The 21545-nt window shown below is 41.8% G+C and carries 13 protein-coding genes, 21 tRNA genes, 2 rRNA genes and 1 pseudogene; 3 read left to right on the forward strand and 34 right to left on the reverse strand.

What is annotated here, in order from left to right:
• Positions 1 to 13 precede the first annotated feature (13 nt).
• A complete protein-coding gene (locus tag HNR53_RS11820; protein ID WP_184526171.1) occupies positions 14 to 1036 on the forward strand; it encodes a metal ABC transporter solute-binding protein, Zn/Mn family in 1023 nt (340 codons plus the stop codon).
• A 78-nt stretch (positions 1037 to 1114) separates the two neighbouring features.
• Here the strand turns inward: HNR53_RS11820 and HNR53_RS11825 are convergent, their stop codons facing one another.
• The 5 genes from HNR53_RS11825 to HNR53_RS11845 form a co-directional block, all read right to left on the reverse strand.
• Positions 1115 to 2587 carry an o-succinylbenzoate--CoA ligase gene (locus HNR53_RS11825; protein ID WP_246439551.1) on the reverse strand — a complete coding sequence of 491 codons (1473 nt, stop codon included), beginning with the start codon at positions 2585 to 2587 and terminating at the stop codon, positions 1115 to 1117.
• A gap of 84 nt (positions 2588 to 2671) precedes the next feature.
• Positions 2672 to 3490, reverse strand: coding sequence for a 1,4-dihydroxy-2-naphthoyl-CoA synthase (gene menB, locus HNR53_RS11830; protein WP_184526175.1), 819 nt, complete (start codon positions 3488 to 3490; stop codon positions 2672 to 2674).
• A 94-nt stretch (positions 3491 to 3584) separates the two neighbouring features.
• The gene (gene menH, locus HNR53_RS11835; RefSeq protein ID WP_377802080.1) at positions 3585 to 4418 is read right to left on the reverse strand and encodes a 2-succinyl-6-hydroxy-2,4-cyclohexadiene-1-carboxylate synthase; all 834 of its coding nucleotides are present in this window, start codon (positions 4416 to 4418) and stop codon (positions 3585 to 3587) included.
• A complete protein-coding gene (gene menD / locus HNR53_RS11840; RefSeq protein ID WP_184526177.1) occupies positions 4400 to 6148 on the reverse strand; it encodes a 2-succinyl-5-enolpyruvyl-6-hydroxy-3-cyclohexene-1-carboxylic-acid synthase in 1749 nt (582 codons plus the stop codon). Before menD ends, menH begins: the two co-directional genes overlap by 19 nt.
• A complete protein-coding gene (locus HNR53_RS11845; protein WP_246439545.1) occupies positions 6145 to 7551 on the reverse strand; it encodes an isochorismate synthase in 1407 nt (468 codons plus the stop codon). The genes menD and HNR53_RS11845 overlap by 4 nt, the downstream gene beginning before the upstream one ends.
• A 265-nt stretch (positions 7552 to 7816) precedes the next feature.
• On the opposite strand from HNR53_RS11845, the gene HNR53_RS11850 reads away from it, so the two are divergent.
• Both HNR53_RS11850 and HNR53_RS11855 read left to right on the forward strand, forming a co-directional pair.
• Positions 7817 to 8755 carry a 1,4-dihydroxy-2-naphthoate polyprenyltransferase gene (locus HNR53_RS11850; RefSeq protein WP_184526179.1) on the forward strand — a complete coding sequence of 313 codons (939 nt, stop codon included), beginning with the start codon at positions 7817 to 7819 and terminating at the stop codon, positions 8753 to 8755.
• Between the two features lie 57 nt (positions 8756 to 8812).
• The gene (locus tag HNR53_RS11855; RefSeq protein WP_246439546.1) at positions 8813 to 9697 is read left to right on the forward strand and encodes a TraR/DksA C4-type zinc finger protein; all 885 of its coding nucleotides are present in this window, start codon (positions 8813 to 8815) and stop codon (positions 9695 to 9697) included.
• 69 nt (positions 9698 to 9766) lie between these two features.
• On the opposite strand, the gene HNR53_RS11860 is transcribed toward HNR53_RS11855, so the two are convergent.
• The 29 genes and pseudogenes from HNR53_RS11860 to HNR53_RS12000 all read right to left on the reverse strand — a co-directional run.
• Positions 9767 to 12157 (reverse strand): glycogen/starch/alpha-glucan phosphorylase, encoded by a 2391-nt coding sequence (locus HNR53_RS11860; RefSeq protein ID WP_184526181.1) that lies wholly within the window; start codon positions 12155 to 12157, stop codon positions 9767 to 9769.
• A complete protein-coding gene (glgA, locus tag HNR53_RS11865; protein WP_184526183.1) occupies positions 12144 to 13598 on the reverse strand; it encodes a glycogen synthase GlgA in 1455 nt (484 codons plus the stop codon). Before glgA ends, HNR53_RS11860 begins: the two co-directional genes overlap by 14 nt.
• Positions 13573 to 14619 (reverse strand): GlgC family sugar phosphate nucleotidyltransferase, encoded by a 1047-nt coding sequence (locus HNR53_RS11870; RefSeq protein ID WP_184526185.1) that lies wholly within the window; start codon positions 14617 to 14619, stop codon positions 13573 to 13575. The genes glgA and HNR53_RS11870 overlap by 26 nt, the downstream gene beginning before the upstream one ends.
• Before the next feature lie 38 nt (positions 14620 to 14657).
• Positions 14658 to 15797: a glucose-1-phosphate adenylyltransferase gene (locus HNR53_RS11875; RefSeq protein WP_221452308.1), complete on the reverse strand. Its 1140-nt coding sequence runs from the start codon at positions 15795 to 15797 to the stop codon at positions 14658 to 14660.
• Positions 15748 to 17682: pseudogene (gene glgB / locus HNR53_RS11880) on the reverse strand (1,4-alpha-glucan branching enzyme); the annotation flags it as partial. The pseudogene glgB and the gene HNR53_RS11875, both read right to left, overlap by 50 nt.
• A gap of 362 nt (positions 17683 to 18044) precedes the next feature.
• Complete coding sequence (locus tag HNR53_RS11885) at positions 18045 to 18542, reverse strand: DUF4825 domain-containing protein (protein WP_184526192.1); 498 nt, start codon at positions 18540 to 18542, stop codon at positions 18045 to 18047.
• 183 nt (positions 18543 to 18725) lie between these two features.
• A tRNA-Glu gene (locus HNR53_RS11890) sits at positions 18726 to 18797 on the reverse strand.
• A 3-nt stretch (positions 18798 to 18800) separates the two neighbouring features.
• Positions 18801 to 18891 (reverse strand) — tRNA-Ser (locus HNR53_RS11895).
• A 2-nt stretch (positions 18892 to 18893) separates the two neighbouring features.
• Positions 18894 to 18968 (reverse strand) — tRNA-Asn (locus HNR53_RS11900).
• Positions 18969 to 19102: 134 nt separating this feature from the next.
• Positions 19103 to 19179, reverse strand: a tRNA-Ile gene (locus tag HNR53_RS11905).
• A 5-nt stretch (positions 19180 to 19184) separates the two neighbouring features.
• A tRNA-Gly gene (locus HNR53_RS11910) sits at positions 19185 to 19258 on the reverse strand.
• Positions 19259 to 19264: 6 nt separating this feature from the next.
• Positions 19265 to 19340 (reverse strand) — tRNA-His (locus HNR53_RS11915).
• 12 nt (positions 19341 to 19352) lie between these two features.
• Positions 19353 to 19425 (reverse strand) — tRNA-Phe (locus HNR53_RS11920).
• 136 nt (positions 19426 to 19561) lie between these two features.
• Positions 19562 to 19638 (reverse strand) — tRNA-Asp (locus HNR53_RS11925).
• Positions 19639 to 19641: 3 nt separating this feature from the next.
• Positions 19642 to 19715: transfer RNA gene (locus tag HNR53_RS11930), tRNA-Met, on the reverse strand.
• A gap of 28 nt (positions 19716 to 19743) precedes the next feature.
• Positions 19744 to 19836: transfer RNA gene (locus HNR53_RS11935), tRNA-Ser, on the reverse strand.
• An 11-nt stretch (positions 19837 to 19847) separates the two neighbouring features.
• A tRNA-Ile gene (locus HNR53_RS11940) sits at positions 19848 to 19924 on the reverse strand.
• Between the two features lie 9 nt (positions 19925 to 19933).
• Positions 19934 to 20007, reverse strand: a tRNA-Met gene (locus HNR53_RS11945).
• Positions 20008 to 20025: 18 nt separating this feature from the next.
• Positions 20026 to 20101: transfer RNA gene (locus HNR53_RS11950), tRNA-Ala, on the reverse strand.
• Positions 20102 to 20119: 18 nt separating this feature from the next.
• Positions 20120 to 20196, reverse strand: a tRNA-Pro gene (locus HNR53_RS11955).
• 6 nt (positions 20197 to 20202) lie between these two features.
• Positions 20203 to 20279 (reverse strand) — tRNA-Arg (locus HNR53_RS11960).
• A 12-nt stretch (positions 20280 to 20291) separates the two neighbouring features.
• Positions 20292 to 20380: transfer RNA gene (locus HNR53_RS11965), tRNA-Leu, on the reverse strand.
• Between the two features lie 10 nt (positions 20381 to 20390).
• A tRNA-Gly gene (locus HNR53_RS11970) sits at positions 20391 to 20462 on the reverse strand.
• 274 nt (positions 20463 to 20736) lie between these two features.
• Positions 20737 to 20821 (reverse strand) — tRNA-Leu (locus HNR53_RS11975).
• A 3-nt stretch (positions 20822 to 20824) separates the two neighbouring features.
• Positions 20825 to 20900 (reverse strand) — tRNA-Lys (locus HNR53_RS11980).
• 155 nt (positions 20901 to 21055) lie between these two features.
• A tRNA-Thr gene (locus tag HNR53_RS11985) sits at positions 21056 to 21128 on the reverse strand.
• A 1-nt stretch (position 21129) separates the two neighbouring features.
• Positions 21130 to 21205, reverse strand: a tRNA-Val gene (locus tag HNR53_RS11990).
• A gap of 8 nt (positions 21206 to 21213) precedes the next feature.
• Positions 21214 to 21329, reverse strand: a 5S ribosomal RNA gene (rrf, locus tag HNR53_RS11995).
• A gap of 119 nt (positions 21330 to 21448) precedes the next feature.
• Positions 21449 to 21545, reverse strand: a 23S ribosomal RNA gene (locus tag HNR53_RS12000); the annotation flags it as partial.

Below are 21545 nucleotides of genomic sequence, written 5' to 3' on the forward strand. Positions count from 1 at the left end.
AGAGGGGAAAAAAATGAAGAAGCTACTACTATTCTTGAGCCTTCTTCTGTCTGTCAGCTTATTTTTAAGCGGCTGTGGAGAAAAGAAAACTCAAGAAACAAAAACAGGGGGCAAGCTCACCGTCTATACAACTGTTTATCCGCTGCAATTTTTCACGCAGCAAATTGGCGGGGATGCTGTAAAAGTGGAAACGATTTATCCACCGGGAGCAGATGAACATACCTTTGAACCGACTCAACAGGATATGATGAAACTGGCTGATGCCGATCTATTTATTTATGTAGGTCTTGGTCTTGAAGGCTTTGTGGAAAAGACGAAAGAATCATTAAAAAATGAAAAGGTCACTTTCCTTGCAGCAGGTGACGCTATTCAATTTGAGGAGAACGCAAAGGAAAATAAAGCAGTTGGATCAGAACATGCTGCTGATGAAACGAAAGGACATACAGAAGAAGAACTTGCCCATGATGAAACTGGCAAGTCTGCTGATGAGGAACACGTTCATGCACATGGAGACATTGACCCACATGTATGGCTCGACCCGGTTTATTCCATGCAAATGGCTGAAATGATTAAAGATGAATTAATTAAACAAATGCCGGAAAAAGAAGAGCAATTTATTAAAAATTACAATACATTATCACTTAAGCTTGCGCAAATTGATGACAAGTTTGCCGACATTGGCAAAAACGCGAAAGATAAAAAGATTCTCGTCTCGCACGCGGCATTCGGCTATTGGGAAAAACGGTACGGAATTGAACAAATCAGTATCGCCGGTCTGTCTACATCAAGCGAGCCATCACAAAAGGATTTAGCTGGTGTTATTGATACGGCAAAAGCGCATCATTTAAAATACATCTTTTTTGAGCAAAATGTCAGTTCAAAGCTGACTGAAACCGTGCAAAAGGAAATCGGTGCCGATGCATTGACCCTGCATAATTTATCCACCTTAACAGCTAAAGACCTGAAAAACAACGAAGATTATTATACTTTAATGCAGCATAATATCGACGTCTTGAAAAAAGCCTTACTGAAATAATGAGATTTCACGGCTTTTATGAAAAAATCAGAGCTTCCCTTCCCCGAGAAGCTCTGATTTTTTTTGCTTTTGCTTCATTTATTTATTTTTACTGCTGAACCATGTTCTTAATTCCCTGCGCAATATTTTCTTGGATGCATTTCTTGGGATTTCATCAATAAAATAAAAATACTTTGGAATTTTATATTTCGCCAGTCTCTGCGAGCAATACTCCAGCAGTTCACTTTCCGTAACAGGGCTTTTTTGCACAATAAAAGCAGCGGGGACTTCCCCCCATTTTTCATCTTTGCGTCCGATAATGCCTGCATCCATAATCGATGGATGGGAAGTGAGCACCCCTTCAATTTCAGCCGGATAAATATTTTCACCGCCGGAAATGATGAGATCAGACCTTCTATCGAGAACAAATAAAAAACCCTCTTCGTCCACATAACCGATATCCCCCGTATGCAGCCACCCGTCACGAATATCCTGCTTGGAAGTCTCTTCCCTGTTCAAATATCCCGTTGTTACATTCGGACCCTTAACAACGATTTCACCGGCTTCATGCACAGCAGCCTCTCTATTTCCTTCGGCAATTACTTTAAGCTGGGACGGAAAAAGTGTTTTCCCTGCTGAACCCAGTTTTCTAATGCTGTCTTCCGGAGCCAATGTCACGATTTGCGACGAAGTTTCGGTCATCCCGTATGTTTGATAAACAGGAATATCTTTCGCGACACATTCCTCGAGCAGCGGCAGTGATGCTGGTCCCCCGCCGAGCAGCATGCAGCGGAAATAGTCGGGAAGTTTATCTCCCTGCAGGTGTTCCAAAATACGTGTCAAAGTTGTACTAACAACTGACATAATCGTGACATGTTCGGATTCTATGTCCTGTACTGTTTTTCCAGGATCAAATTTTTCATGGAGGACCATTTTCATGCCATATATGATTGACTTCATTAAAATAGAATAGCCGCTGATATGAAAAAGGGGAACGGTACAAAGCCAGCAGTCATTCTCATGCAGACCAAGATTCAAGACGGAACCTGTTGCACTCCACCAATGATTCCCGTAGGTTTGGATGACTCCTTTTGGATGACCGGTTGTACCGGAAGTATACATAATCGTACAGATTTCATCCATATCGATTTCGGTGCATTCATCCGGCTCAACAAAATTCACTTCGGACAGTCTTTCTTTCGTTAATTGAGGCAATTCCGGCAGCATGCGGCCTATTCTTTCTCGCTTTTCCGCAAATAGCTCTTCACTAATGAGAAAAGCAGCTTGCGAGTCCTCCAACTGCCAGATGAGTTCTTCAGCACTTAAGCGGTTATTTAAGATAACCGCCCGGACTCCCAGCAGCTGTAACGCTAGTAACATGACGGCAGAATCCGGATGATTACGCAGCAGTACCCCCGCAAATTGCTTTCTTTTTAAACCGCTGGCGGCTAATTTTCCGGCCATATTGAAGACACTCTGATACAATTCCGCAAAGGTTATCGTCCTTCCTTCAAAGGAAACAGCCGGACGATTCGGTGTTAAAAATGCACGTTTTTTCAGCCAATTTGGCATTGCTTGTTTCAATCTTCTCACCTTCTCCATAGAAAAACAGCCTGATGGTTATCCACCAAGCTGCAAGTTTTTCACATTCAATCATTAAGGAAATCTTGGGAACTGTCCGAAATTTGGCTGACGTTTTTCTTTAAAGGCATCGCGGCCTTCTTTTGCTTCATCAGATGTGTAATAAAGCAGTGTTGCATCTCCGGCTAATTGCTGGATACCAGCTAAGCCATCTGTATCCGCATTAAATGCTGCTTTTAAGAAACGTAAGGCCATCGGACTTTTGGCTAAGATCTCTTCACACCATTGAATCGTCTCTTCTTCGATTTTATCAAGCGGAACCACTGTATTAACAAGTCCCATATCCAATGCTTCCTGGGCATTATACTGGCGGCATAAGTACCAAATTTCGCGGGCCTTTTTATGGCCAACCATTCTTGCTAAATAGCCGGCACCGTACCCTCCGTCAAAGCTGCCCACTTTTGGTCCTGTCTGGCCAAAGATCGCATTGTCCGCTGCAATGGTTAAATCACATACGATATGTAAAACATGCCCTCCGCCAATGGCAAATCCCTTCACCATCGCAATAACTGGTTTCGGAATCACACGAATTAAGCGCTGCAAATCAAGGACATTTAAACGCGGAATTTGGTCTTCTCCCACATAGCCGCCATGACCGCGTACTTTTTGGTCGCCGCCTGAACAAAAGGCCATATCTCCTGCACCAGTTAAAACAATCACACCTACGTTTTCGTCATCGCGTGCATAAGCAAATGCGTCAATTAATTCCATCACTGTTTTCGGACGAAACGCATTTCGCACTTCTGGACGATTAATGGTAATCTTCGCGATTCCATTATAAGTTTCATACAGGATGTCTTCATATTGACGTCCCGCAACCCATTCTACTGCCATTTAAAATTCCTCCTTTATTAAAATGACAACATCCTAATCAAATTGAACAGCACCAATTTCAATAGAATGTCCACTTTTTGCCCCTCTGTTGCTCTTAATTCGAGTTCGACAAAAACCTCTTCATTATTGTACCAAATTTATCCGGATTTTCCACATGAATTGCATGACCGCTGCCGTCAACCTCCAGCCACTTGCATTGTTTGATTTTCTTCATCATTTTCTTGGCGATTAAGCAAAATTTTTCATCCAGACTGCCGGTCACAAGCAGTGTTTCTGCTTCAATTTTATGTAATTGCTGCCACCATGATGGCTGTGCCCCTGTCCCCATACCCGTTAAGCTATTGTGCAGTCCAATATCTGAATTCTTCAGACGCTGTTTCCGTACTCTTTCCTGCTTTGGTGACGGAAGTTTTTTTTGCGTGGCAAAGAGGGAGATATTCTCCCAGTAATCAACAAACTTTTCCATGCCCTGCTCTAAAATAAATAGACCCAGTTTCTCGTCCTGCTTTCTTCTATTTTCTCTCTCCGTTTCAGATTCTAACCCTGGAGAAGAGCTTTCAAGAATCAATTTACGCACCATTTGCGGAAACAGGATTGCGAAACTCAAGGCCAGACGTCCACCCATTGAATAACCTAATAGATCTGCTTTTTCAATATGCAGCTGCTGTTCAAGAATTTTCTTTATATCGTTCGTGACCGATAGCATATCATAACGTTCAATTTGTTCGGGAGAATCCGATTTTCCATGACCGATAATATCGATCGCGATCAGCCGGCTGTGCCCGCTCCATTCCTGATAAAAAGGCTCCCATGTACTACAATCACCGGTAAATCCATGCAGGAGGATAAGTGGAAATCCACTCCCTCTTTCTTCTATATAATAATTTAGACCATTAATTTCACAATGCATCAGTCTAAATTCTTCCATTCGTTTATTTCCTGGGAAACAACATTCCACAATTCACGATGTTCTTTTACATTTTCGTTGCGGTCTGTCACAATCTGTAAAACCCTCAAGCCTTTTTTCTCCCTATCCTGCATGACAGCAGTTCTAAAATGCTCCCAATCAGTGATTGAAGTGAATTCACCGCCATACATCTGTACCGCTTGACTAAAGTCCAAATCTAGTGGTGTTCCAAACAACAGTTCAAAATGCTTTGGATGATTGGATTGTGGCAGAAAAGAAAAAATGCCCCCGCCATTATTATTAATTAAAAGAATCGTGATATTTAACTGCTGCATTTTAGCGGCAATCAAACCATTCAGATCATGGAAAAAGGTCAAATCGCCGACAATTAAATACAGCGGCTGGGAAATGACTGCTGCTCCAAGGGCAGTGGAAATCGTTCCGTCAATCCCGTTGGCCCCTCTGTTTCCCATCACCTTAATCCGTTTTTGATTATAGTGGAAGAAAGAATCCAGATCGCGGATTGGCATACTGTTTCCGACAAATAAGGCCGCATCCTCCGGGAGCAGTTCTGCCAGCTGATAAAAGAGCTTCCCTTCACTTAATTCCTTTGTCTCGTTAATTGCCGCCAGCGCCTGCTTCGTGTGAGCATTCAATTGCTGCCATTCTTTAGCATACTGGGAAACAGACGTTACAGAAAGTCTCCTGCCTGTTTCCTGGCAAAAAATCGTCTCCTGACAATAGACCATTTCCGTTGACAGCATCGACGGATCACGCCAGCCTACGCCGCCATCCACGACAATCTGCTGTGCCGAACGATTTTCTTTTAAGAAAAATGACAACGCTTTAGATACGGGCATAGAACCAAAGCGAATAATCAAATCAGGTTTTAGTCTTTGTTTGATCTCATCAAAACGTAAAAAAGCATCATACGTATCAATAATCCATTTCCCGCTATGCTCTCCGCTGCGCAGCTGCGATAAAGGATCGGCTAAAATTGGAAATTGTAGTTTTTCAGCAAAGGCTGTTACTGCCGAGGAAAAATCCCCATCCTCAATCTGTCCGCAAACAATAATTCCTTTTTGTGCCGTCTGTATCAGTTCCGCATAATGATTAAATTCAGCTTCTTTTAATGAAATAGTCGGAAGATTGATTTTTACATAACCTGATGTCCGTTCTGCCTGAATAAAAACTTGATCATTTTCCAATACAGGGATTAACGGTTCACGCAAAGGAAAGTTTATATGCACAGGTCCTGCCGGCACTTGTGCCGCTGTCGCAACGGCCCTCGCACAAACCGTGCGCGCATAACGGATTAATTCCTCTGAATGTTCCGGAGGAGCCATTTCGACAAACCATTTTACATGTTGACCATACAGATGGATTTGATCGATTGTTTGCGGTGCACCGACATCTCTTAATTCATGCGGACGGTCTGCTGTTAATACCACTAAAGGCACGCGTGAGATTTTAGCCTCTGTAATCGCTGGATAATAATTTGCAGCCGCTGTACCGGATGTACATAACAATACAGTTGGTTTTTGCGCAGCCTTCGCAATTCCCAGGGCAAAAAATGCAGCCGACCTTTCATCGACATGAATATGAATTCGAAGCCCCGGGTGTTCTGCCATCACCATCGCAATCGGTGTCGAACGAGAACCTGGACTTATGACAACATCCTCTACTCCAGAAGAAACAAGCTCGGATACAAAGGCGGCAATATAAGTAGTTAATGCTAGCTGATGACTCATGACTTTATTCCCCCAAGTGCTGATAACATCGGTTTGAACTTAATCTTCGTTTCCTGATATTCTAATTCTGCTTCAGAATTTCCGACCACTCCGCAGCCGGCAAAAATAGATGCTTCATTTTCTTGAATCAATCCGGAACGAATCGCTACTGCAAACTCACCGTTACCTTGATAGTCAAACCAGCCGATCGGTCCGCCATATAGGCCCCGATCCAAATCCTCTACTTCCCTGATTTTCAGCAAGGCAGCTACTTTAGGCAGCCCTCCTAACGCAGGAGTCGGATGCAGCCTTTGGGCCATCATCAGGAGTGATGTTCCCGGGCTGGCCTTTCCTTTTACAGGAGTGAATAAATGCTGAATATGCCTTAGCTTTAAAAGGCTTGGCTGGTTTGGAATGCTCACTTCAGAACAAGTATCCTCCATCGCTTCCTTGATCATATCTACAACATATTGATGCTCACCCAGGTTTTTAGCATCATTTAACAGCTGTCTGCCCAGCTGTTCATCCTCTCGTCTATTTGTTCCTCTGGCAATCGAACCTGCTAAACAAGTAGAATAAACCCGATCATTTTCTTTTTTAACTAACCGTTCCGGAGAAGCACCGATAAAGCAGTCCCCATTTGCTTCAAAAGCGAAAACATAGCTGTCGCTTTGCTCTGTTAACAAATTTTGCAGGACACTTTCAACCTGGACTTCCGCATTAAATATCAGCCGTAATTCTCTTGCTAATACCACTTTTTTCTGGGGACCGTTTTTAATATCTTTTACAACCTGCGTAACGGCTTGTTTCCATTCTTCCGGCTTTATTTCAATCTTTTCACTAAGATCGAATGGCTTGAGTGCAAAATGCTGTTTTACTGCTTTAATTAAGTCTTGTCTCTCCTGCTCCAATTTATCATAAATGGACAGATCATCTTGTGCAGTACAAACAATATTTGTTGTTAAATAGGCCTCTCCTTCCATCACACTTAACATAAACTTTGGTAAATGAAAAAGAGAGTTGGCAAATTTAGCCCAAAGCTTTGTTTTCTTTTTTAGCGGATCAAAAGAAAAACCGCCAAAAGCAACAGGACCGGTACCAGATTTATGATAATGATCAAAAATGATCGCTTTTTCTAAGAATTGTTTCCATTCTTTCTCAACATGAAAAAAGCGACCAGTTTCCTGCTCTGATTTAATTTGTTTGGCTGCTCCGAGCCCAACCATATATTTATCGCCTGCTGATTCTTTCCAAAAAAATCGTTCCCCGGCATATTTATCTTTTCCATGTATAAAAAACAAGAAAGGATCGATGAAACCAATGTTATGGATCTCACTAACTAAAATGGAGGCAGATTCTTTTTTTGCCATCTCAATCGCCCTGTGAATTCCATCTTTTAGTTCCGTCTGTTGAATGGTAACCAAAAAAACCCCTCCAAACAAATCGCTCTACAATGAAGTAATCTTTACTATCATAACATAACAGCTATCTCTTTGCCATTATCCGTTTCTTTTCCTTATTATTAGAAATGGTATGAATCCAGTTTCCCATCAAAAACACATTGACACCCTCTTCATCTTTTCCTAAACTAAATCTGTAAAGAAATAATGAACATTGTCTAAACTTTATTTGTCAGACATGTACTTAACCTAACTACTTATATAGAAAAAATATGGGGGATTTTTTGCTATGCAATCACAAATTCATGCCAAGACCTCTCCAGCTTTCAAAAAGAAAGATAAAAGCTGGAAGGTCTGGTGGCGTTTAACACGTCCGCATACTTTAACCGCTGCATTTGTTCCGGTTACTTTGGGAACCGTCATTGCGATGACTGAGACAGAGATTCATTTTGGACTTTTTATTACCATGCTGATTGCCAGTCTTTTTATTCAAATTGCGACAAATTTATTCAATGAATATTATGACTTCAAAAGGGGACTGGACAATGAAGAATCGGTAGGGATTGGCGGCGGAATTGTCCGTGATGGCGTTAAGCCGAAAACGATTATGAAAGCAGCACTTAGTCTTTATGCGGTTTCGCTTTTGTTTGGTGTTTATATCTGTATATACAGCAGTTGGTGGATTGCAGCAGTTGGTTTATTCTGTATGGCCATGGGCTATTTATACACAGGCGGTCCAATGCCGCTTTCCTATACGCCGTTTGGTGAACTGGCATCCGGCTTGTTAATGGGAATGTTCATCGTCTTAATATCCTTTTTCATCCAAACGGAGACTGTTTCAATTGACAGCATTCTCATTGCAACACCAATCATGATTTTGGTTGGATTGATTAATCTCGCCAATAATATCCGCGATTTAGAAGGGGATAAAGCGCATGGGCGTAAAACACTTGCCGTTCTTTTTGGCAAAAGAAATGCCGTTATCTTTATGGCTGTGATGTTTGTTATTTCCTATCTATGGGCGTTTACGCTCATTGGCTTAGGCATTATTTCACCATGGATCATCCTAATCGTTCTTAGTATTCCAAAACCTGTTAGAGCCATTAAAGAATTTTTCAAGAATTCGACACCGCCGCAAATGATGCCAGCAATGAAGGCTGCTTCACAAACAAATACGATTTTCGGTGTATTATTGTCTCTCGGCATTTTTATCGGATATTTACTATAAGTTACGAAAAAGCTTCTGCTGATACAGCAGGGGCTTTTTTCTTTTTAGGGGGTTATTATGGCAATGAGGTTTCGTAATGTTTTAAAAGTAATCGTTCATACTAAGGATAAGCAAACAATTTTGATGCAGATGGGAATGGAGATAAACATGCTGACAAGCCAACAACGTAGTACTTTAAAACAAATGTTATTAGATGATCAAAAAGAGATGGACCATCAGCTTGAAGGAAATAAACAAGGGAGCCTTGAAGGCAGGTCGCACCGGAACACAGTCGGTGAGCTATCGCTATATGATAATCACCCTGCAGATATGGGAACAGAACTGTATGAAAGGGAAAAGGATTTCGCTCTTGAGGAACATACTGATTCCCAGTTGAATAAAGTAAATGCCGCACTAGAGGCAATGAAAAATGGAACATACGGGAAATGTCAGACCTGCGGTGAAGAGATCCCATATGAACGTCTTGAGGTTATTCCCTCTACGCTGTTCTGCGTTAAACACAGTCCGGATCAGGAGCGCCCAACTGATCGGCCAGTGGAAGAGGATGTACTTGAATTTGCCCACGGAAACCATTTCCAGCACCATCAGTTTCGTGAGGTGATCGATAACGAAGACAGTTTCCAGGAAGTGGCCCGTTATGGTACTTCTGAGTCCCCTTCTGATTTAAGAGGAGATTACGAAGACATTAACAGCCTGTATAACGTCGGTCATGATGATGAAGGCTTTACCGAAGACATTGAAACCTTTATTGCCACCGATATTACGGGTAAGGAAATACAGATTTTCCATTCGAAAAAGCATGAGCAGTATGAAGCGGCACTGGATGATGAGGGACTGGAAACCCTATGGGGCGATGTCCATTACCATGAGACTGACGGATATGTGGATGAAGGCGGAGATGAATCCGAAAAAAATACTTGGGAACACTTCCCCTTTAAATAGCACGATTTCTTTAGCAAAAGGATGCCCCCATAAAGCGATTTGTACCTCGCTTTATGAGGACATCCTTTTTTAGTGGGCGGCACCTTTTATTTTCCAAATATCCCTTGCATATTCATTTATTGTCCGATCGCTGGAAAAGTATCCTGAATGGGCTATATTGGTTAAGCTCATTTTCAGCCATTTATTCCGATCCTCATATGTTTGTCCGACAGCGATTTGTGTTTGAACATAGGAGTCAAAATCACGAAGAACAAAATACTGATCATTTTCAATTAGCAATGAATCATAGATGGCTTCAAATTCATCGTCAACGCCCGAAAAGAATCCATTTGTTAACTGCTCCACAATTCTCCTGATTCTTTTATCATAGTGAAAATACTCGATGGAATGATAACCTTTATAATTCAGCACTTCGTCAGCATTTAAGCCGAAAATAAATATATTATCATCCCCTACCAAATCGCGAATTTCAATATTGGCGCCATCTAATGTCCCGACTGTCAACGCACCGTTCATCATAAATTTCATGTTTCCAGTGCCCGAAGCTTCCTTGCTGGCAGTTGATATTTGTTCACTGATGTCCGCTGCAGGGAAGATTCTTTCCGCGAGAGAAACCCGGTAGTTTTCCAGGAAAACCACCTTCAATTTATCACGAACATCGGGATCATCATTCACCTTGTCTGCAACCGAGTTGATCAACTTTATGATTTTCTTCGCATAATAATAGCCCGGTGAAGCTTTTGCGCCAAAAATAAAGGTACGAGGATAAAATAAATAGTGCGGATCTTCTTTCAAGCGGTTATAGATATGCATAATATGAAATACATTCAGCAGCTGCCTTTTGTAGGCATGCAGCCGTTTTACCTGCACATCAAAAATACTAGAAGGATCAACGATCATGCCGGATTGGTCCTTGATGATCTGCGCCAGATGCTGCTTATTTTCCTGTTTAATCCGTTGCAATTGAGTGAGAAAGGCTGCATCATTGTGAAATTTCAACAGTTCCTTAAGCTTTTCAGGTTTATTCACCCAGGAATCCCCGATTACTTCAGTAATGAGACTGGTAAGTTCAGGATTGGACTTTAACAGCCATCTTCTATGGGTAATTCCATTGGTTTTATTGTTAAACTTCTGCGGAAATACTTCATAAAAATCCTTCATTTCACGATGCTTCAATATTTCCGTATGCAATGCTGCCACTCCATTGACACTGAAACTGCCGACTAATGCCAGATGAGCCATTTTCACCTGATCATGGGCAATAATGGCCATGCGTTCAATTCTGTTCCAATCACCGGGATAGCGCTCCCACAGTAGATGACAAAAGCGTTCATTGATCTCCGTTACAATCATATAGATTCTTGGCAGCAGCGGCTGAAAAATGCGAATCGGCCATTTCTCCAATGCTTCTGACAATGTCGTGTGATTCGTATAGGAAATCGTCTGGGTCGTGATTTCCCACGCTTCATCCCAGCCTAAACCGCCTAAATCCATTAAGACGCGCATCAGCTCCGGTATCGCTAACACGGGATGTGTATCATTAATATGAATACAAACATGCCGGTGCAAATTCCGCAGGTCCTTGTGTTTCACGTGATATCTTTTCACAATCGAATTAATACTGGCACAGACTAAGAAATACTGCTGTTTTAAACGAAGGATTTTTCCTTCATCATGGGTATCGTCCGGATATAAAAATTCTGATACAATTTCTGTTTCTCGTTTATATTTTAATATATCTTTATGAATCGGAAAGAGAGAAGGTTCTGCATTCCACAGTCTCAATGTATTGACTGTATCATTATGATAGCCTACCATTGGCACATCATAAGGCACAGCTGTTATCGTTTCCGCGTCCATATGATGAAAGCTTAGCCGCTCGTGATCTGAAGCAGCTTGAACATGCCCCCAAAACGGAACTTCTACTGCAAAGTCTGCCTTTCTTACTTCCCAAACCTGGCCATGTCTTAACCAAAGCTCAGGCAGTTCTACCTGATAGCCTTCCACAATTTTTTGTTCAAATAACCCGTGCTTGTAGCGGATGCCGCAGCCGTGTCCCGGAAGCCCCAGCGAAGCCAATGAATCAAGAAAACAGGCTGCCAATCGACCCAGTCCTCCATTGCCAAGCCCCGCATCTGTTTCGACTTCAGTCATGCAATCCAAATCAATCCCCAGCTCGCATAACCCTTCCTCTACAACCTGATCAATCCCAAGATTGATTAAATTATGAAGCAATAATCTGCCAAGAAGAAATTCAATCGAAAGATAATAAACCTGTCTTTGGTCTTCTGAACGATATCTCTCGTTTGTTTTAATCCAGTTTGTGCTCACATATTCACGAATCATATGTCCAAGCGTATCAAACTGGTCCTCCTTTGTACTTTCAGCGAAGCTTTTTCCACACATCATTTCAAGCTTCTGTAAGAAGTGCTTCTTAAATTCCTCTTTATTTGAGAACATGTGCATCACTCCTTAATTGAAGCTCCGAATATAGCTGATGATACTTGTATGCGGATTGTGACCAGCTATTATTCATCAGCATAGCGCGTTTGATTAATGTACTCCAAACATCTTTCTGTTTATAGAAAAATAAGGCCCTTCTTATGGTAGCCAGCATGTCATGGGCATTAAAATTCGTAAAGCTGAACCCATTGCCTTCATCTGTCACTTCATTATAGGAAAGTACCGTATCATTTAATCCTCCTGTTTCCCTGACAATCGGAATCGCACCGTAGGCGAGAGCAATTAACTGACCGAGACCGCATGGTTCAAACTTAGACGGCATTAAAAACAAGTCAGCGCCGGCATAAAGCTGGTGGGCAAGACTTTCGTCAAATCCGATATAGGCTTTAAACTTACCTCCGTATTGGTGTTCCATGCTGCGGAAAAAATCCTCAAATTCCGGATCCCCCGTGCCAAGGACAATCAGTTGGATATCCTCATGCATCAGTTCATGAAATACTCCACGGACTAATTCCAATCCTTTTTGCTTCGTTAATCGTGTAATCATGGTCATTAAAGGAGCATCCGTTTTCGGCAAGGCAAATTTTTCCTGTATGAAACGCTTATTTTTGAGTTTAAGATGTTCCGCATCCGAAACGCGAAAATTCTGTACTAAACATTCATTATTTTCCGGGTTGTAGATTTCACCATCAATTCCATTTACAATTCCACTCAAATCAGCTTTCCTTTTGTTTAACACCCCATTCAGCCTCTCGCCAAAGTAATCCGTTTGGATTTCATTCATATATGTAGGACTAACGGTCGTAATTTTATCTGCGGCCACCAAGGCCCCTTTCATAAAATTAATGTTACCGTAAAATTCAAGCTCCTCTATATTGAAATATTTATCCTCTAGAGAAAATAGGTCATGCAGCGCTTCCCTGGGCATAATTCCTTGAAACTGCAAATTATGAATCGTGAATACCGTTTTTATCGAAGCATATTCCTTTCTCCAGGAATATTTTCTGGTTAACAGGAACGGAATCATTCCCGTATGCCAATCGTGACAATGAATCACATCCGGGTAAAAAGATAAGCGGGGTAAGCTTTCTAATACGGCTTGACTAAAATAGGCAAATCTCTCTCCATCATCATCATATCCATACATTCTGCCGCGGCTGAAATATTGCTCATTATCAACAAAATAGAAAGTCACATGATCCAGCGTATACTCTTCTATTGCGCAATATTGATTCCGCCATCCAACCTGAACTGTAAACTCCGAAATTTTCTTCATCCCTTGTTTATAAGTATCAGAAATGGTTCCATATTTAGGCATTATGACCCGCACGTCAGTTCCCAGTCGTTTTATTTCTTTCGGAAGGGAGCCTGCAACATCTGCAAGTCCCCCCGATTTTATAAATGGTACACATTCACTTACAGCGAATAATACTTTCACAATTCATCAACGCTCCTTGTACTGTACCCTTTGGAACAACAAATGGGTGTTTTTCAGAACCGATTAACACTGTCCCTGGCTCTATTCTAACATCTTTATCAAGGATCGCTGAATCAATGACACAATTCTCTCCGATCTGACATTTCTGCATGATGACGCTATTTTTCACCACTGATCCTTTGCCAATTTTCACTGCCCTGGAAATAATGCTGTTTTCAACGGTTCCTTCAAGGATGCAGCCATTGGCAATCAGCGCGTTGTTTACAACGGCTCCTTTTCTATACCGTGTAGGAGGTTCATCTTTTACCTTCGTATAGATAGGCTGAGTGATTAAAAATAAATCTCTGCGAACAGAATGCTTTAATAATTCCATGCTCACAGCATAATACGATTCAACCGAATTGATGACAAATGCGTGATTGGGATATTCATAGATGCATCGTGTAAATGAATGATTACCGTTCACAACATCCTTCATGCATGTATATCCGGTTTCAGATCTAGTTTCTACTAAATCAATGAGAAGGCTGGTTTTCACAAGATACATATCCAATGGACGCCCATTGTGATAAATTTCCGTTATATCGCAGCCCTTTTCCATATGTTTTTCAAGTGCCGGCCGAAAATCCATATTCATAATGGTATAACAATTGGCGATAAGACTATATTCCTGCGAAGCTCTTTTAAAGTAATCCATATTGGCGGCAAAATGAGTGAATGATCCGATTCCTGCTCTTGGTACATCCAAATGCGGTGATGGGAAAAAGAAAAGTCCGTCTCTCTTCCTACTTAAATTCCAATTTTTACCTGACTCTAAATGGTCCAGTAAAGAACTGTATGGATAGGTCGTAAATAAAGCCATACTCTGAATTCCGGAATTCACCATAGATGATAAAACAAAATCTATCATTCTATAACGACCGGCAATGGGGATGGCTACTAACGACCGATGAGCAGTCAAGCCGTCTAAATCATCGTATTTTATCGTTGCATCTATCACACCTAATAATTTTTTGCTCATCAGAATTCCTCCTTGATAGATTAAATTAACAATGACTTTTAACGGCTTAGCAGCATTTCTTTTGTTACTAAAATAACATCTTCTTTATCTGGATTACATTTAATGACAGTATTATCTGGAATATACATGTGTGAAGGGACAATCGCCTTTTCAATGAATACATTTTCACCAACAACAGCATCAGGCATAATGACAGATTCTTTGATCACTGCGCCCTTTTTCACTCTAACACCTTGAAACAATACGGATTTATTCACATTTCCCTCGACTGTGCAGCCTTCATTTACTAAAGAATCACTTACCTCCGCGTCGGGAGAGATGTATTGCGGTTTGAGATGAGGGTTGACGGAATATATTCTCCAGCTATGGTCAAACAAATCAAGCTCACAATTTTCATCAAGCAGATCCATATTCGCTTCCCAAAGGCTTTTTACCGTTCCTACATCCTTCCAATAACCTTTAAAGGGATAGGCAAACAGCCTTTTATTTTCTTCTATTAATTTGGGGATAATGTCTTTTCCAAAATCATGGCTGGATTTTTCATTAGACGCGTCACGCAGTAAATATTCTTTCAGGACTTCCCATGTGAAAATATATATCCCCATCGAGGCAAGATTACTTTTTGGCTCCTGCGGTTTTTCTTCAAATTCAGTAATGGCTAGTTCTTTATCGGCATTCATAATCCCGAAACGGCTTGCTTCATCCCATGGTACCTCAATGACAGAAATGGTCGTATCTGCCCCTTTTTCCATATGGAACTCCAGCATTTCCTCATAGTTCATTTTGTATATATGATCACCGGAGAGAATCAGGACATGTTCCGGATGATATTGTTCTAAATAATTAATATTTTGATAGATGGCGCTGGCCGTACCGGTATACCATTTTACCTCAGTTGAAGCACTATAAGGCGGAAGTACTGTCACTCCTCCATCCATGATATCGAGGTCCCAGGCGCTTCCAATTCCGATATAGGAGTTTAAGACAAGCGGTTGATATTGTGTTAACACCCCTACAGTATCAATACCGGAATTTGTACAATTACTTAAAGGAAAATCAATAATCCGATATTTCCCTCCAAATGGAACTGCTGGTTTCGCCAAATCCTCCGTTAATGCATATAATCTACTTCCTTTTCCTCCTGCCAACAGCATGGCTACGCACTTTTTCTTTACCATCACCTTTTCTCTCCTTCCGGTGTTTTACTGGTCTCAATATTGAAACCCCAAATGGGGGAATGGACATTGTAATCGAATATGGTTTTCCATGAAAGCCGATATCTGTTGTATGAAGGACCTTTTTATTGAGAACTCCTGAACCGCCAAAACTCCCAGCGTCACTATTTAGGATTTCACGATAGGAGCCGTCCTGAGGAACGCCGACCATGTAGTCATGGTAAACCGTTGGTGTAAAATTACATACAAAAACGAGCAGATCACCACTTTTGCCTTTTCTCATAAAGGAGAAAATAGATTGCTGTTTATTGTCTACATCAATCCATTCAAACCCGTGAACATCGTGGTCTAGTTCAAATAAAGGTTTAGATTTTTTATAGATTTTTAATAATTCCTTAACGTATTCATTTATTTTTCGATGCATATCATAGTCAAGTAAATTCCAATCTAATTGTTCCTTATCCTTCCATTCTGAAAAATGTCCAAGCTCAAATCCCATAAATAATAGTTTTTTACCAGGATGTCCGATCATATATCCAAGCAGCAGTCGCAGTTGGGCAAATTTCTGCCAATAATCTCCCGGCATCTTATCGAGGAGGGATTTTTTTCCATGAACAACCTCATCATGTGAAAAAGGTAGAATAAAATTTTCATTGAAGGCATAAAGCAGGGAGAATGTCATTTTCTCATGAACATTAGACCTGGAGTAAGGGGGAGTTTCCATATAGGTCAAAACGTCATTCATCCAGCCCATATTCCATTTATAGTTAAATCCTAATCCGCCGCAATCAACCGGTGCCGTTACTTGGGGCCAATCTGTAGAATCTTCAGCCATCATTAATATCGTCCGGTCATAGGAGAAGAGTACATGGTTCAACTTTTTCAAAAATTCAATTCCATCCCGGTTTTCAATTTTACCTTCCTGATTGGGCCAATAAATTAAATTGGCGACTGCATCCAGCCTAAAGCCATCTATATGATAATATTGCAGCCAAAATAAGGCACTGGAGATTAAAAAACTTTGTACTTCCGTTTTCCCTAAATGAAAGTTTGCTGTTCCCCAAACAGGATTTTCTCGATCATTTGCATATGGATATTCATAAAGATAACTACCGTCAAATCTGTACAATCCATGTGCATCCTTGCAAAAATGTCCCGGCACCCAGTCGAGAATGACGCCTAACCCATTTTTATGACATTCATTAATAAAATACATCAGATCGTGCGGCGTTCCATACCGGCTTGTTGGTGAAAAATAACCTGTTCCCTGATATCCCCATGAAATATCGAGAGGATGTTCAACGATTGGAAGTAACTCGATATGGGTAAAGCCCAGTTCCATTACATAGGGAATTAATTCATCGGCCAACTCCCGGTAAGTTAAAAGACCGCCGTCATCTTTTTTCTTCCAGGAACCTAGGTGCATTTCGTAAATTGCAATGGGGTCAAGGAGGATATTGCGTTTTAATTTTCGATTGTGCCAGCTTTTGTCTTCCCATTGGAAGCCATCCAGCGAATAGACAATCGAAGCCGTATGGGGGCGCAATTCCGAATAAAAGGCATACGGGTCTGACTTTAAGATTCTTTCACCGTCAGTTGTCATGATTTCATACTTGTACAGCTCTCCTTCAAGGTTTTGCCCTATTGTAATCATCCATATGCCTTCATCATTCACTTTATGTAAAGAATATCCTTCACCTTTCCATCCATTAAAGTCACCGACTACTCTGACTTCCAAAGCGTGCGGAGCCCAGACAGAAAACTTCGTATACTGTTTTTGCTCCAGTGTAATAATATGTGCCCCCAGTAATTCATGACTTTCAAACAAATTCCCTTCGTGAAAGAGATGTAACTGGTAGTCAGATGGCAGAGCGTCAGAAATAACCAAGCTTCTCCCCCTCCTATACTAAAATAGTTTTCACGCAAATTTGCTTATCTTATATATTATTCTGTTTTATTTTAAAATATCCTTGTTAAGATGACGTTAAATTTAACGACCGCAATGTAAATGTTCTTACAATTTTCGCATCTCAGATTCAATCGCAGCAAGAAAATAGACAAATATTGCTCATCAAATCCACACTATCTTTCATACTTTTAAAAGTGAGATCGACATTCCTTCACAATGATTAGCTAAATATTTTTATTATATTAAAAGAATAAAAAAAGACCTTTAATATAACAGATTTCCAATTGAGAGTTCCCGGAAATACTGCCATATTAAAGTTCTTTGGAGCTATTACTCATATATTATTTTTCAAAATACTGGGTGATTTGGTTTTTATCTGACAAGCGCTCTTGTAATAATTTTTTCAGGTCTGTTTCGTTTGTCATACTGCTTAATTCTTCACCATACCATTCTTGCAATTCCTTTTTGTCCACTCTAAGTTTTTGTTTTCCAAAATCATATTGAACCCATTCCACATTTTTCACCAACGAGAATAAATAGGCTGAGTTGCATAGAGCTAATTCTTTCATATTCTCATCATTCAGTGCAGGAGATTCTGCCTCAGTATCATATTTCAATACGATACCATAAGGTTCTTCCTTTGTTTCAAGCGCAAATTCCTGATAATATTCATTAAATGGCAACTGTGTAATAATAGCTCCTACTGCACTATTATCACCCACAACAGAATCTTTATATCGAAAAACATCCTTACTCGAATCATTGTTATTACTGCACCCTGCTGCTATAATGAGCAGCAAAAATATAGTGAAACAAAAATAGACTGCTTTCCCTCTCATATTATGGTTCCCTCCCCCTGCTTATCCTCTCATTTTATCATAATCGATTCTGTATTTACCTAGTTAATAAGTATTGATAAGAAGGGATTTATGGAGTTTCTGTGACATTCAAGGAAGTTAGAGAATAGAAAAAGGGTATGAAACCGTTAATAGTTTCATACCCTTTTTCTGCTTATTAATAGATGACCCCTACGGGATTCGAACCCGTGTTACCGCCGTGAAAGGGCGGTGTCTTAACCGCTTGACCAAGGGGCCAGATGGCGGAGAAGGAGGGATTTGAACCCTCGCGCCAGTTACCCGACCTACACCCTTAGCAGGGGCGCCTCTTCAGCCACTTGAGTACTTCTCCATTGGCTCCGCAGGTAGGATTCGAACCTACGACCGTTCGGTTAACAGCCGAATGCTCTACCACTGAGCTACTGCGGAAAATAGAATAATTTCTATCGATATAGATAGTGCACAAAATAGAATAGTGATTTGTGCTTTAAAAGCCTTTGGCTTTTAAAGCAAGCCGCATCCTCTTCAGGACGATTCGGCTCACTGAGCTACTGCGGAAAATATGGTGGGCCTAAATGGACTCGAACCATCGACCTCACGCTTATCAGGCGTGCGCTCTAACCAGCTGAGCTATAGGCCCATATATGGAGCGGGTGAAGGGAATCGAACCCTCGACAACAGCTTGGAAGGCTGTGGTTTTACCACTAAACTACACCCGCAAATCATGGGGCGGCTGATGGGGATCGAACCCACGAATGTCGGAACCACAATCCGATGTGTTAACCACTTCACCACAGCCGCCATATTAACAGATGGCTCAGGACGGAATCGAACCGCCGACACATGGATTTTCAGTCCATTGCTCTACCGACTGAGCTACTGAGCCGTATTAAATTAAGAACCCTACAAGCAGCTTGAGATCGTTGTGCTTCAAAAACCGGAGGTTTTTGTTGCAAGCCGCATCCTCTTCAGGACGCTGCGGCTGACTGAGCTACTGAGCCGTATTATACTATTTTTAAAAATGGCGGTCCGGACGGGACTCGAACCCGCGACCTCCTGCGTGACAGGCAGGCATTCTAACCAGCTGAACTACCGGACCATATTGCGGGGGCAGGATTTGAACCTGCGACCTTCGGGTTATGAGCCCGACGAGCTACCGGACTGCTCCACCCCGCGATAGTAAAAAGGATAATAGAAAATTAAATGGAGGAGGTAGAGGGATTCGAACCCCCGCGCGGTTTGACCCGCCTGTCGGTTTTCAAGACCGATCCCTTCAGCCGAACTTGGGTATACCTCCGCAAAAATAGATGGTGGACCTTGTAGGACTCGAACCTACGACCGGACGGTTATGAGCCGTCTGCTCTAACCAACTGAGCTAAAGGTCCAGTATAAAATGGCGGCAGAGGGGATCGAACCCCCGACCTTTCGGGTATGAACCGAACGCTCTAGCCAGCTGAGCTACGCCGCCGTATTCAAAATAATAATTTGGTGGAGACTAGCGGGATCGAACCGCTGACCTCCTGCGTGCAAAGCAGGCGCTCTCCCAGCTGAGCTAAGCCCCCAAAACAATATAATGAAAATGGTCGGGAAAACAGGATTCGAACCTGCGACCCCTTGGTCCCAAACCAAGTGCTCTACCAAGCTGAGCTATTTCCCGTATTAATGGTGCGCCCTGAGAGATTCGAACTCCCGACCTTTTGATTCGTAGTCAAACGCTCTATCCAGCTGAGCTAAGGGCGCAAATAAATTTAATGGTGCCGAGGACCGGAATCGAACCGGTACGGTAGTCACCTACCGCAGGATTTTAAGTCCTGTGCGTCTGCCAGTTCCGCCACCCCGGCAATTCAGTAGAGCGGAAGACGGGGTTCGAACCCGCGACCCTCACCTTGGCAAGGTGATGTTCTACCACTGAACTACTTCCGCGTAGGTAATTAATTATTGTTCTTTGAATAAAGTACAGAGTGAAAATTTAGCTTCTTGGTGCTTTAAAAGCCTTCATGGCTTTTATCGCAAATCGCGTCTCTTCGAGACATGCGATTCACTGAACTACTCCCGCGTAGGTAATTAATTATTGTTCCTTGAATAAAGTACAGAGTGAAAATTTAGCTTCTGATGCTTTAAAAGCCTTCATGGCTTTTATCGCAAATCGCGTCTCTTCGAGACATGCGATTCACTGAACTACTTCCGCGTATTAAAATGGTGCGGGTGAAGGGAGTCGAACCCCCACGCCTTGCGGCGCTAGATCCTAAGTCTAGTGCGTCTGCCAATTCCGCCACACCCGCAAATGGTGAGTCATGCAGGATTCGAACCTGCGACCCTCTGATTAAAAGTCAGATGCTCTACCAACTGAGCTAATGACTCATACTAAGTAAGTACCCTACAACTAGATAGCAGTCAGTCAGATGTTCGCAAAAACTTTATGTTTTTGCGAACAGATTGCATCCTCTTCAGGACGCTGCAATCTGCTCTACCAACTGAGCTAATGACTCATACATATTTAGTATGAAAATAAAAGGTGCCGGCCAGAGGACTTGAACCCCCAACCTACTGATTACAAGTCAGTTGCTCTACCAATTGAGCTAGGCCGGCATGGTGGAGGATGACGGGCTCGAACCGCCGACCCTCTGCTTGTAAGGCAGATGCTCTCCCAGCTGAGCTAATCCTCCATTTAACAACTTGGCGGCGTCCTACTCTCACAGGGACAAAGCCCCAACTACCATCGGCGCTGAGAAGCTTAACTTCCGTGTTCGGGATGGGAACGGGTGTGACCTTCTCGCTATCGCCACCAAATTATTATAAAGACATATATTATTATAATATCTTTTATAATTTTTTCAAGAGAATTTTTCAAAATTATTCTCTCAAAACTAGATAATAGGAAGAAGTGAATAACACGATAATGCCTAATTTTGGTTAAGTCCTCGAACGATTAGTATCTGTCAGCTCCACGTGTCACCACGCGTCCACCCCAGACCTATCAACCTGATCATCTTTCAGGGTTCTTAC

Origin of the sequence: Bacillus benzoevorans (assembly GCF_014207535.1) — a bacterium.
Classification (GTDB): domain Bacteria; phylum Bacillota; class Bacilli; order Bacillales; family Cytobacillaceae; genus Bacillus_BD; species Bacillus_BD benzoevorans.